8 protein-coding genes, 1 pseudogene and 1 riboswitch are annotated in these 12,315 nt (G+C 73.9%); of the genes and pseudogenes, 3 read left to right on the top strand and 6 right to left on the bottom strand.

Annotation, left to right across the window (positions count from 1 at the left end):
- Window positions 1-27 precede the first annotated feature (27 nt).
- From CIK06_RS26630 to CIK06_RS26610, 5 genes are read right to left on the bottom strand one after another with little or no spacing between them, the layout of a single operon-like run.
- Window positions 28-648, bottom strand: coding sequence for an ATP/GTP-binding protein (locus CIK06_RS26630; protein WP_095567103.1), 621 nt, complete (start codon window positions 646-648; stop codon window positions 28-30).
- Entirely contained in the window at window positions 649-1,110 is a 462-nt protein-coding gene (locus tag CIK06_RS26625) for a DUF742 domain-containing protein (protein ID WP_095567102.1), read from the bottom strand. It abuts the gene before it with no gap.
- Window positions 1,107-1,577 carry a roadblock/LC7 domain-containing protein gene (locus tag CIK06_RS26620; protein WP_095567101.1) on the bottom strand — a complete coding sequence of 157 codons (471 nt, stop codon included), beginning with the start codon at window positions 1,575-1,577 and terminating at the stop codon, window positions 1,107-1,109. The genes CIK06_RS26625 and CIK06_RS26620 overlap by 4 nt, the downstream gene beginning before the upstream one ends.
- Window positions 1,574-4,654 (bottom strand): nitrate- and nitrite sensing domain-containing protein, encoded by a 3,081-nt coding sequence (locus CIK06_RS26615; protein WP_095567100.1) that lies wholly within the window; start codon window positions 4,652-4,654, stop codon window positions 1,574-1,576. The genes CIK06_RS26620 and CIK06_RS26615 overlap by 4 nt, the downstream gene beginning before the upstream one ends.
- Window positions 4,641-5,954 (bottom strand): hypothetical protein, encoded by a 1,314-nt coding sequence (locus CIK06_RS26610; protein WP_095567099.1) that lies wholly within the window; start codon window positions 5,952-5,954, stop codon window positions 4,641-4,643. Before CIK06_RS26610 ends, CIK06_RS26615 begins: the two co-directional genes overlap by 14 nt.
- A 410-nt stretch (window positions 5,955-6,364) precedes the next feature.
- On the opposite strand from CIK06_RS26610, the gene CIK06_RS26605 reads away from it, so the two are divergent.
- Window positions 6,365-9,157 (top strand): alpha/beta fold hydrolase, encoded by a 2,793-nt coding sequence (locus tag CIK06_RS26605; RefSeq protein ID WP_095567098.1) that lies wholly within the window; start codon window positions 6,365-6,367, stop codon window positions 9,155-9,157.
- Window positions 9,157-10,070, top strand: a pseudogene (locus CIK06_RS26600) (ABC transporter permease). The gene CIK06_RS26605 and the pseudogene CIK06_RS26600 overlap by 1 nt, the downstream one beginning before the upstream one ends.
- Here CIK06_RS26600 and CIK06_RS26595 read toward each other — a convergent pair.
- Window positions 10,060-10,563, bottom strand: coding sequence for a helix-turn-helix transcriptional regulator (locus tag CIK06_RS26595; protein WP_232533886.1), 504 nt, complete (start codon window positions 10,561-10,563; stop codon window positions 10,060-10,062). The pseudogene CIK06_RS26600 and the gene CIK06_RS26595 overlap by 11 nt on opposite strands.
- Before the next feature lie 59 nt (window positions 10,564-10,622).
- Window positions 10,623-10,752: riboswitch (SAM riboswitch) on the top strand.
- Between the two features lie 11 nt (window positions 10,753-10,763).
- Between CIK06_RS26595 and thrC the strand changes: the two genes are divergently transcribed.
- Window positions 10,764-12,041: a threonine synthase gene (gene thrC, locus CIK06_RS26590; RefSeq protein WP_095567096.1), complete on the top strand. Its 1,278-nt coding sequence runs from the start codon at window positions 10,764-10,766 to the stop codon at window positions 12,039-12,041.
- The last annotated feature ends 274 nt before the right edge of the window (window positions 12,042-12,315 follow it).

Genomic DNA, 12,315 nt, shown 5'->3' with positions numbered 1-12,315 from the left:
CCCCTTTCCTGCTTGCCCTCGGCGCGCTCAGGCCGATCCATCCCGCAGTGCCCGCGCCAGTGCCCGCTCCAATACCATCAGCAACGCGTCCCGAACCGATAACCGGTCCCGCGCATCGAAACGGGTGACGGGTACGGTCTCGTTGATGGCCAGCGCCCAGCGGATCTCCTCCAGCGAGTGTTCCAGGCGTCCGTGGAAGGCGTTGACCCCCACCACGAACGGCAGTTCGGCCCGTTCGAAGTAGTCGATGGCCGGATAGCAGTCGTCCAGCCGGCTGCTGTCGACCACGACGAGCGCGCCCAGCGCACCCCGGGCCAGGTCGTCCCACATGAAGCCGAAGCGGGCCTGGCCGGGCGTGCCGAAAAGGTACAGCTTCAGGCTCTGGTCGATGGTGACACAGCCGAAGTCCATCGCCACCGTCGTGGTCGTCTTGCCGGAGATCGTGCCCGGGTCGTCGACCCCGATGCCGGCGGTCGTCATCTCCGCCTCGGTGGTCAGCGGCGCGATCTCCGAGATCGCGCCCACGGTGGTGGTCTTGCCCACACCGAAGCCGCCGGCGACCAGGACCTTGACCGGCACCGGCGGGGTGTGGGGGCGGCGTGCCGGCCCGGTCGGTGCGGCACCGGACCCGGGTCGACGACCTGCCAGTTAGGAGAGCGCACGGAGTCCATGGATAACTCTCAGGATGAGGTCGGGATTCGTGGTGGGATCGGCCTCGACGTGCACGTCGAGGTAGCCGGCGGCCCGCAGGTCGCCGACCAGGACGCGGGTGACGCCGAACTGGAGGCGCAGCCGGGCCGAGATCTCGACGACCGACAGGGGTTCCTGACAGAGCCGCACGATGCCCTGCGACTCGGGGGGCAGCTCGACCAGCGTCGTCCGCCCGACCCCGAACCCCGCCCGGGTGGTCACCTGCGTCTCCAGGCCGATCGCCGGATCCGCTCCGGCCACCCGCCCGGCCGTCAGGACGAACGGTCGCGGCGCCCCGGTCGGCGCGTCCGCCTCCGTCCGACCGTCGTCCCCGCTCCCGAGTGGGAACGGGGACGAGAGGAACGGTCGGATCCTGGCCCGGTGCTCCGGATCCGGATCGTCGCCGCCGGGCCAGGTCACGACTGAACGGAGTTCTTCAGCTCGACGATCAGCCGTGGCGTGAGAGCAGCCCCGGCCCGACCGGCGAAGAGGGTCATCTCGTAGGCGACCGTCCCGAGGTTGGCGGACCGGTCCGCGACCACGCCGAGCACCGAACCGCTGCTGATCGAGCTGACCAGCAGGTATCCGTCGGTCATGTCCACCACGACCCGGTTGAGGTTGCCCAGCGAGTACCAGTTGGCCGCGCCACCGGCCAGGCTGGTCAACCCGGACACCACGGCGGCGAGCCGTTCGGCGTTGGACCGGTCCCGGATCGCCGACATCGCCATCAGCAGGCCGTCCGAGGACACGGCGATCGCCTCCAGCACGCCGGCCGTGTTGGTGGTGAACGAGTCGAGCAGCCAGTTGAAGGTACGCGCCTCGGGGCTGAGGTCCGCGGGACCGTGCTCGGTGCGCTCCGGTTGGTTCTGGGTGAAGGGACTGCTCATTCTGGTGATCCCTCTTCGTCGCGACGTTCGGACCTGATCTCGCTCAGCGCGCGGGCAACCCCGGACTCGAATTCGGTGATGAGGCTACGGGCCTCCTCGGGATCGGCGGGCGAGGTGGGAGTCGGCATCCGGTCCAGCCGGACCGCGCCCGGTTCCAGGGAATCACCGGGTACCCGGCGGTTGAGCCGGATGTGCCGGCCGGATCGCGCTCCGGCCAGCATGCTCCGGTCGTCGGTACCGTCCGGTCCGCTGGCATCCTCCTGCGCCCGGCGTACGCCGTCCTCGAACTGCTCGACGAGCGCCCGGACGGCCGCGGGATCGGCCTGGGCGGCGGCCTCGGCGGTGCCGGCCCGGCTGCCCGCGGCGCCGGCCGGCACCATGTCCGGGTTCGGGCCGCCGTTCGGCCGGGCGCCGTTGTTCTGTCCACCGTTGGCCTGTCCGCCGGTTCCGCGGCTGGTCAGGTGCGAGCCGGGGACCCGCTGGCGCAGCCCGGGGCGGCTGGTCCGGACGCTGGCGGTACCCCGCACCGGCTCGGTGGCCGGTTCGCCGTCGACCTCCTGGGTGCGGGCTCCGGCGCGGAGGTCGGCGGGGGGGTCGGCGGGGGCGTGACCGGTGAGCGGGCTGAAGGCGTTCCAGGACTGGCCGGCCATCAGCCGGGTGGCCCGGTCCACCAGTTCCTTGCTGAACGCGGGACCGGTCGGCGCTCCGCCCGGCCGGCCTCCGGCGGCCCGGTCGGCCGGCAACGGGGTTCCCGTACCGGATCCGTCGCCCGTCGCGTCGCCCGGTGCGGCGCCCATCGCGGTGCCGGTTGCGGTGCCCGGTGCGTTGCCGGTTGCGTTGCCCGGTGCGGTCGCCGGCCCGGCGCCGGTCACCGCCGGAAGCTCCATGGTGGGCGACGCGCCCAGGACGGAACCCTGCGTCGCGGCCGTGAGCGCCGTGATGGGGACCGTCGGAGCCGCCACGATGGACTCCGGGACGATGGCCGTGGCGGGGGCCGGCGCCGGTACCGGCCCGGTCGGCTCGGCCGGCGGACCCGCCGGCCCGATCGCGGGACGGCCGGCCGCCGCGCCGACGGAAGGCTCCGCACCGGCACCGGCCATCCCGGCCGCCGCGCCGGCGCCGGCCAGTCCGCCGGTCGCGCGGTCCGGCCGCAGCGCGGCGCCGGACCCCTCGATCACCCGGGGCATCGTCACGGTCGGCTCGTCCGGCCGGACCTCCTGGAGCAGCCGCCCGGTCAGTTCCAGCTCGACCGTGATGCCGCCACCGGGGGTCGGGGACAGCTCGACCCGCCAGCCGTGCCGGCGGGCCAGCCGCCCGACCACGAACAGGCCGAGCACCTCGGTGGGCGCCAGGTCGAGCCGTTCCCGCCGGGTGAGCCGGGCGTTCTCCTCGGCGATCCGCTGGTCGGGCAGTCCGATGCCGTGGTCGACCAGCCTGATCCGGGCACCGTTGGCGGTGCGCTGCCCGGTGACGCTCACCCGGGTGTGCGGCGGGGAGAACGAGGTGGCGTTCTCCATCAGCTCCGCCAGGGCCAGGACGAGGTCACCGACCACGGCCGGGGCCACCAGGATGTCGGGCTCCACCCGGACGTCCACCCGGGTGTAGTCCTCGATCTCGCCGAGCGCCAGCCGGACGATGTTGGACAGCGAGGCCGGCTCGGTGTGGCCGTCCGTGCCGGTGGAGCCGGAGAGCACCACCAGGCTGCTCGCGCTGCGGCGCAGCCGGCTGGTGACGTGGTCGAGCCGGTACAGGTGCTGGAGCCGGCCCGGGTCGGTCTCCCGGTGCTCCAGCCGGTCGATCAGCGAGATCTGCCGGCCGACCAGGTTCTGGGTACGGCGGCCGACGTGCCCGAACATCTGGGCCACGTTGCGCCGGCTCACCACCTGGCGTTCCACCAGCCGGGCGGCGGTGCCCTGCACCCGGTCGAAGGCCCGGGCCAGGTCGCCGATCTCGTCCCGGGAGCGGACATCCACCCGGTCCAACCGGAGCGGACCCGCCGATTCCGTCTCGTCGTCGGCGATCCGGGTCAGTTCGGCCTCGGCCAGCCGGGCCACCCGGTCGGCGGAGTGCGTCAGCCGGGTCAGCGGTCGGGACACGGTACGGGCCAGCAGCAGGCTCAGCACGACGACCAGCACGAGGGTCAGCAGCACGGCGCCGGCCACCAGGTACGCCTCGGTCAGCGCCCGGCGTTGCTGGCCGGTCACCTCGGCGATGACGTCGGCCGCCACCTTCTTCTCGACGAACTGGCCGAGCGTGATCAGCGAGGACACCGCCGCGAACAGCGTCTCCGGCGGAGTGCTGGCGATGGCGCTGGCCGGGTCGAGGGCGCCGGCGTTGAGGAAGTCCTTGCTGGTCCGGGCCGCTACGGCGGTCTCCTCCAGCTGCGCCAGCCGGTACTGCTCGGGGGTGGCCAGGGCGCGGAACCGCTGGTTGTCGACCTTCAGGGCGGCCAGCGTGCCCACGTACGCCGCGCTGATCTGCTGGGTGGCCGCCACGTTGCCGCGGCTGGCGCCCAGCAGCACGATCAGGCTGGCGCTGGTGCTGATGCCCTCGTCGGCGCGCAGCAGCGCGTCCAGCGCCAGGACCTGTCGACCGGCCGCCGTGCTGGTGTCCACATCGAACTGCAACCGCAGGGCGCTGATCAGCGCGTTGTCGACCGTCGAGAACGCGGTCATCACCCGGTCGGTGTCGGCCTGCCGGGACAGCACGGCCGTGCGCAGATCGGCCAGCTTGCGGGTGTCGTCCAACGCCGTGCGCACCCGTTCGGTCAACTGCCCGTCGAACTCGAACGCCAGGTCGGCCACCCCGTCGGCGACGGTGGCCGACTTCTGCACCAGCTGGCTCCGGTCGACCTTGCCGAGCAGGTAGCCGATCGAGAGCAGCCGCTCCTGCTGGAGATCCTGCACCAGCGTGCCGACCCGGTTGGCGATCCGGACGGTCGCCGCGAGGTCGCCGGCGTCGGCGGCTGCGGCGATCCGGTCGTGCACCACCGGCACGGCCAGCGCCAGCATGCTGAACAGCGGGACGACCGCGAACAGCGCGAGCTTTCCGCGGATCCGCAGCCTACCGAGCAGCATCGGTACGCCCCCACCGTGTCGGCTGGTTGTCCCGCAGCGCGGCGGCCGGCGCCGGGCGGACGTTCGGGCCCACGCCGACCGGCTCGGCCCACTCCACCGGCTCCCAGCGGCGCTGGTCGGCGGGCGGCGGGTCGGCGCTGGACCGCTCGTCGCCGGCCGCCCCCGGGTCGGCCAGCCCGGTGGCGATCGCCACCGCGGCGATCCTCGCCCGGGCCGCCCGACGGCGGGCCGACAGCACCGCCGCGACGATCACGGCGAGGGTGAGCAGGATGGCCAGCCCCGCGGCGCCGAGCGCGAGCCAGCGCCGGTTGTCGGTGCGGTCGGCCCGGTCCTGCACGAGCGTGTCGAGTTCGGTCAGCAGGATCATGCCGAGATCCGAGGCGGCCTGCTGGGCGGCCTCCCGGGCCTTGGCCACCTTGGCCGGGTCGGGCATGACCGCCCTGGCGCCGCCGGTGCCGTCGGCCGTACCGGTGCCGCCGTCGCCGTCGGCGGTGCTGCCGGCGGCGGTCGCCGCCGGCAGGGCGGCTGCGTCGGCCAGGGCGCTCATCGCCCGCTGGTAGTTGTCCAGCTGGCTCAGCAGGTTGCTGCCGAGATCCGTGCTCTGCGTGGCGTCGACGGCCTCCTGGAGGTCGGCGACCGCGTCGTTGGCGGGGCCGAAGGTGGACAGCCGGGCCGCCGCCAGTTCCGTGACCGTGCGCAGCCGGTCGGCGTCCGAGGCGGCGGCCGAGATCGCGATCACGTCGGAGAGCCGGCCGGCGGAGACGAGCGCGGCCGGCAGGTCGCGGGCCAGTACGTCCTGGAGGTTCGCCGCGTCCACGTCCGGCTCGCGGGCCAGGCCCGAACTGTCCTGCACCTTGGCGTACAGCGCCAGCAGCAGGTCGGTCACCTCCTGGTACGCCGCCAGCGTCGCCGGGATCCCGCCGGTCGCCCGCTCGGGCAGCGCGTCGATCCTGGCACGCAGCGCGGTCCAGCGTTCCCGGGTGCGCAGCTCGTCGCCCCACCGGGCGTCCGCGGCGTCGGCCTGCCCGACGGCCCGGTCCAGCGCGGCGCGCCCCACCGGGCGGCCGGTGATCGCCGCCGACTGGGCGTCGGTGAGGGCGTTGGTCACCGGCCAGAGCGACTGGAGGTACGCGATGCCGTCGCGCTCCCGCTGTGCCGCCGTCCGGTCGCCGTCGACGTCCCGCCAGACCTGGACGAAGAGCACGGCCACCGGTACCAGCAGGGCGATGGCCAGCACCAGCGGCAGCGCGATGCCGGGTGCGGGCGGCCGTGGAGCGGCCGGGGCGGTGCGGTTGTCCATCGTCGGTCTCCTCCACACGGGAGTCGTGGCGAACGTGAGCAGGCTGGAGCGGCGGGCGCGGGGCCCGGAAGCTGTTCGGTCGCGGGGAGCCGTCGAAGTCCCATGCACCGGACCGGAAACCTAACGGATGCATGCGGGCAACCATCGGCTCCGAGCAGTCAGGTTTCCGTCACCAGGCGGTTTGGTGACCCTCCGTACGGCTGATCAAGCCTTAGGTTGCAAATGGTGAGCCCAGATCAGTGGATTAGGGGATCTGTGGGAGAACATCCAAATTCACGGAGTCCGAACTTGTCGCGCCGGCCGGCGGGAACGTTGCCCCGTGAAGTGCCGCTAGCTGCCGAACGGCCGGGGTGGCCAACCTAACGGGGGATCTCAGCCATCGCTCAGGTGGACGCCCGTACGGTGATCCCATGCCGATCGCTGTGCGGGTCCGCCGCGCACTGCCCCGGATGACCGCCCGGCGTACGGTCACGGTCGCGGTCGTCGCCGCGCTGGCCGCCGGCGTCGCCATCTGGGCGGCCTGGCCGCAGCGCCGGGCGTACACCGTCACCGACCAACTGATCAGCGTCGCCGCCGGGCCGACCGGGACCGGACGGATCGACCTGGACACCCGGTTCTACCTGCCGGAATCCGCGTCCGCGGCCCGTACGGTGCCGGCGGTCCTGCTGGCGCACGGCTTCGGGGGTACGAAGGAGTCCGTCCGCTCGGACGCGGAGGACCTGGCCGATCGCGGCTACGCCGTGCTGACCTGGACGGCCCGCGGGTTCGGCCGCAGCGGCGGGCAGATCCATCTGGACAGCCCCGACTACGAGGTCCGGGACGCGTCCCGGTTGCTGGACTGGCTGGCCGCGCGGCCGGACATCCGCCGGGACGCGGCCGGCGACCCCCGGGTCGGCGTGGTCGGCGGCTCGTACGGCGGCGGCCTCGCCCTGCTGCTCGCCGCCCAGGATCCGCGGGTGGACGCCATCGTCCCGATGATCACCTGGAACGACCTGGCCCGGTCCTTCCTGCCCGAGTCCGCCGGCCGGCCGGCCACCGACGGGGTGTTCAAGAAGGGCTGGGCGGGGATCTTCTTCGGCGGCTCCGCCGGCCGGTCCACCGGCGGCGGCCCCGCCGCGGACACCGGTGACCCCTCCTGCGGGCGGTTCGCCGCCGACGTCTGCCGGGCGTACCTGGAGATCGCCACCACCGGCCGGGCCAGCCCGGACGCGGTGGCCCTGCTGCGCCGGTCCAGCCCGGCCGGCGTGCTCGACCGGGTCAAGGCGCCGACGCTGCTCATCCAGGGCCAGGCGGACACGCTGTTCCCGCTCTCCGAGGCCGACGCCAACGCCCGCGGCATCGCGGCCGCCGGCACGCCCGTCCGGGTCGCCTGGTACACCGGCGGCCACGACGGCGGCGCAGGCCCGCAGAGCGACCGGGACCGGCTCCGCTACCTCACGGCCCAGTGGCTCGACCACTACGTGCGCGGCACGGGTCCGCCGCCCGGCGCCGGCTTCACCTGGTCCCGGCTGGCCGGGTTCGACGCGGTGAACCGGGGTCTGCTGGCCACCGGGTACACCACCGACCGGTACCCGGGGCTGACCGGCAGCGCGACCCGGACGGTGCGGGTGGCGGGTCCGGCGCAGGCCGCCGTCAACCCGCCCCGGGGCAACCCGGCGGCCATCTCCTCGCTGCCCGGCCTGGGCGGCCTGTCCGCGGCGGCGGCGGTGTCCGGCGGGGCCGGCGGCGCGCTGCCGGGGGTGGCCGCGGACCTGCCCGGCCAGTACGCCCGGTTCGACTCGGCGCCGCTGGCCGAGGCGGTCGACGTGGCCGGCGCCCCGACGGTGTCGATCCGGGCCGCGTCGCCGACCGGCGAGGCGGTGCTGTTCGTCAAGCTCTACGACGTCGACCCCAAGGGCGTGGCCACCCTGCCCGACGGGCTGGTGGCGCCGGTCCGGCTGACCGGGCTGCCGACCGACGTCACGGCCGCCGCCCCGGTCGCCGTGACGCTGCCGGCCATCGTCCGCCGGATCGAGGCCGGGCACCGGGTGCGGATCACCGTCGCCACCTCGGATCAGGCGTACGCGACGCCCGACGCGCCCACCGTGTACACGGTGGCGCTCGGGGACGGTGCGGTCACGCTGCCGACCCTGAGCGGTATGCCGATCGCGACCCCGGCCGCGGTCTGGCGCTGGGTGCTCGGCGGCCTGGTCGCGGCGCTCCTGCTCGGGCTGGCCGGGGTGCTGCTGGTCGGGCGGCTGCGGTCCCGGCGGCGGGCCGACACCGTCCACCCGGACCACGCCCAGGTACCGCTGGTGGTGCGGGACCTGCGCAAGGAGTACGCGGACGGGTTCGTCGCGGTGTCCCGGGTGGACTTCGAGGTGCATCCGGGCCAGGTGGTCGGGCTGCTCGGCCCGAACGGCGCGGGCAAGACCACCACGCTGCGGGTGCTGATGGGGCTGACCCGGCCGAGCGCGGGGGAGATCTACGTCTTCGGGTACCGGCTGGTGCCCGGTTCGCCGGTACTGTCCCGGATCGGTGCCCTGGTCGAGGGGCCGGGGTTCCTCCCGCACCTGTCCGGCGAGGCGAACCTGCGGGCGTACTGGCGGGCCACCGGGCGGCCGGCGGCGGACGCCCACTTCGAGACGGCGCTGGAGATCGCCGGCCTGGGTGACTCCGTGCACCGCAAGGTGCGCACGTACAGCCACGGCATGCGGCAGCGGCTGGCGATCGCGCAGGCCATGCTGGGCCTGCCGGCGGTGCTGGTGCTGGACGAGCCGACCGACGGCCTGGATCCGCCGCAGATCGCCGAGATGCGCCGGGTGCTCCAGCGGTACGCCACCGACGGGCGGGCGGTGCTGGTCTCCAGCCACCTGCTTGCCGAGGTGGAGCAGACCTGCACGCACGCGGTGGTGGTGAACAAGGGCCGGATCGTCGCGGCCGGACCGGTGGCGGAGATCGTCGGCGAGTCGCCGAGCGTGCGCTTCGACGTCACCGATCCGGAGGCCGCGCGGGCGGTGCTGGGCCGGATGGCCGGCGTCCAGGTGCTGCCGGAGGACGACGGCACGCTCGTGGTGGACACCAACGGCACGGCCCGCAGCGCGGTGGTGGCCGAACTGGTCCAGGCCGGGATCGGGGTGGACCGGGTGATGCCCCGCCGCCGCCTGGAGGATGCCTTCCTCTCGCTGGTCGGCGAGCACTCTCGGGGAAGTGGGGACCGCTGATGGCACGCACGTCGGATCGGCCGGCCGCCGGGCCGCGGGTCGCGGACCGGCCCCCGGGGCCGGCGGGCGCCGCGCCCGGCTACCGGCCGGGATCCACCCTGCCGGTCTGGGCGGAGGTACGTCGCCAGGCCGCGCGCCGGCGTACCCAGCTCGGGCTGGCCTGCATGGTGCTGCTGCCGCTGATCGTGCTGGTGGCGTTCCAGTTCAACTCGGGCGGCGACGGCAGCGGCGAGGACAACGAGTTCGGCAGCCTGGTCGACCTGGCCACCTCGGGCGGGCTCAACTTCGCGCTGTTCTCGGTCTTTGTGTCGGCGTCGTTCCTGCTGGTGGTGGTGGTCGCGCTGTTCTGCGGCGACACCGTGGCCAGCGAGGCGAGCTGGGGGAGCCTGCGCTACCTGCTGGCCGCGCCGGTGCCCCGGGCCCGGCTGCTGGCCGTGAAGCTGGTGGTGGCGCTCGCGTACTCCGGCCTGGCCCTGTTGCTGCTGGCCGGCACGGCGGTGCTGGCCGGCACGCTGCGGTACGGCTGGCATCCGCTGCGCAGCACGGTGGCGGCCGAGATCCCGGCCGGCGAGGGGGCGCTGCGGCTGCTCGGCATCGTCGGCTACCTGGCGGTGGCGCTGCTGGTGGTGGCCGGCCTCGCGTTCCTGCTGTCGGTCTCCACGGACGCGGCGCTGGGCGCGGTGGGCGGCGCGGTGCTGCTGTGGATCCTGTCCAGCATCCTGGACCAGATCACCGCGCTGGGCGCGCTCCGGGACATCCTGCCGACCCACTACAGCCGGGCCTGGCTGGGCCTGCTGTCCACCCCGTGCAGCCGGACGACCTGCTGCGTGGCTGCGTGTCGGCGCTGGTCTACGCGACCCTGTTCATCTCGCTCGCCTTCTGGCGGTTCACCCGCAAGGACGTCACGAGCTGACCGCCGCCGGTCGCGGCCGGGCGTCCGGTCGCGGCCCGGCGTCCCGTTGCGGCCCGCCGTCCGGTCGCGGTTCGGCGGTGGGCGCCCCGAGGATGGCGGCCAGCAGGCCGGGATAGTGCCGGTCGAGTTCGTCGCGGCGCAGCCGGATGTGCCTCGTGGTGCCGGCGATCCGGGTCCGGGTCAGGCCGGCCTCGCGCAGCACCTTCAGGTGGTGCGAGCGGGTGGCCTTGGCCACCCCGAGGTCGAAGGCGCCGCAGGCGAACTCGCCGCCGCGGGCCAGCTCGCGCACGATGCGCAACCGGACGTCGTCGGCCAACGCCGCCAGCACGGTGGTGACCGGTACGGCGGCAAGCTCCGGCTCGTCAAGCGTCACGCGGGTCACTATAACAGTTGTTCGATTGCTGTCGAACAACTGTCGGTCGCCGGCGCGGTGATCACCACGCCGTTGCGGCCCGGACCCGTCGCCGTACCGCGCCGGGCGGTATCCCTGCATGTGGGAGTCCCGTCGGGTCCGTCGCCCGGCGGCCGGTAAGCTGGCCGGTACAACTGCATACCTCATCCAGAGGGGCTGAGGGATACGGCCCGATGACGCCCCGGCAACCACCGTGCGTGACTCGACGACGAGTCCTGCGCGGCAGGTGCCAATTCCGTCCCCGCCGCGTGAAGCGGGGGAAGATGAGAGGACCCCACGACATGACGTCGACACTGCCCACCACCTCCACCGGCACCCCGGCCCGGGTCCTGGTCTGCCGCGGCTGCGGCGCCGAATATCCGCTGATCGCCCAGCACGCCTGTTACGAGTGTTTCGGCCCGCTGGAGGTCGGCTACGACGCCGCCGCGCTGGCCCGGGTCACCCGCGCCCAGATCGAGGCGGGTCCGGCCAACATCTGGCGGTACGCCCCGCTGCTGCCCGCCGGCCAGGACCCGGCCGCCCGGGTGAGCCTCGACCCGGGGCTCACCCCGCTGGTCCCGGCGCCGCGGCTCGGCGCCGAACTCGGCATCAGCGCCCCGCTGTGGGTCAAGGACGACAGCGCCAACCCCACCCACTCGTTCAAGGACCGGGTGGTCTCGGTGGCGCTGACCGCCGCCAAGGGCCTCGGCTTCACCCGCTTCGCCTGCGCCTCGACCGGCAACCTCGCCAACTCCGTGGCCGCGCACGGCGCCCGGGCCGGCGTACCGTCGATCGTCTTCATCCCCGCCGACCTCGAACTGGGCAAGGTGGTCACCACCGCCGTGTACGACGGCGAGCTGGTGGCCGTGGACGGCTCGTACGACGACGTGAACCGGCTCTGCGGCGAGCTGGTGGAGACCGACGAGTTCGCCGACACCGCCTTCGTGAACGTCAACGTCCGGCCGTACTACGCCGAGGGTTCCAAGACCCTCGGGTACGAGGTGGCCGAGCAGTTGGGCTGGCGCATCCCGGAACAGGTTGTGATCCCCATGGCCAGCGGCGAGCTGCTGACCAAGGTGGACAAGGCGTTCGCCGAGCTGGTGGAGATCGGGCTGGTCGACGCGCCGGCGAACGGGTGGCGGGTGTTCGGCGCGCAGTCCGCGGGCTGCAACCCGATCGCGGCCGCCCTGCACGCCGGCACCGACGTGATCACCCCGGTCCGGCCGACCGGCATCGCGAAGTCGCTGAACATCGGCGACCCGGCCGCCGGCGCGTACGCGCTGGAGGCGGTGCGGCGTACCGGCGGGTGGATGGACTTCGCCGACGACGACGAGATCCGCGACGGCATCCGGCGGCTCGCCCGGACCGCCGGCGTGTTCGCCGAGACCGCCGGCGGCGTCACGGTGGCGGTGCTGGCCAAGCTGGTCGCGTCCGGCCGGCTCGACCCGACCCGGGAGACCGTCGTCTACAACACCGGCGAGGGGTTGAAGACGCTGGACGCGGTGGCCGGCGCGGCCGGTCCGACGCACCGGGTCCGGCCGTCGCTGCGGGCGGCCCGGGACGCCGGCCTGCTCGGCTGACCCGCCGGTCGCACCGACCCGGTCCGTGGCCGGATCGCTGCGCTTGGTAGCTGGGGATTTGCTGTGGGTAGCAGAAAAACTGCCTTCGAGTACTTGACTGGACATCCTGGGCGGCGCAAGATGCTCCGTGCGGGAGGGCGTACCGCCGGAGACTTTTCAAGCTCTACCGACCCAGCGCCGGAGGCGTTGTGCGGTCGTCCCTCCCGACCAAAATCTTTCCTGCGCTCGGCCGCGGCCGAAATTCGGTCGCGCCGAGCGGGCGGGTTGCGGCACG

This window comes from Plantactinospora sp. KBS50 (assembly GCF_002285795.1).
In the GTDB taxonomy this organism is placed as follows: Bacteria; Actinomycetota; Actinomycetes; order Mycobacteriales; family Micromonosporaceae; genus KBS50.
Note: the sequence above shows the minus strand (reverse complement) of the source record. Positions and strands in the feature narration are given on the sequence as shown.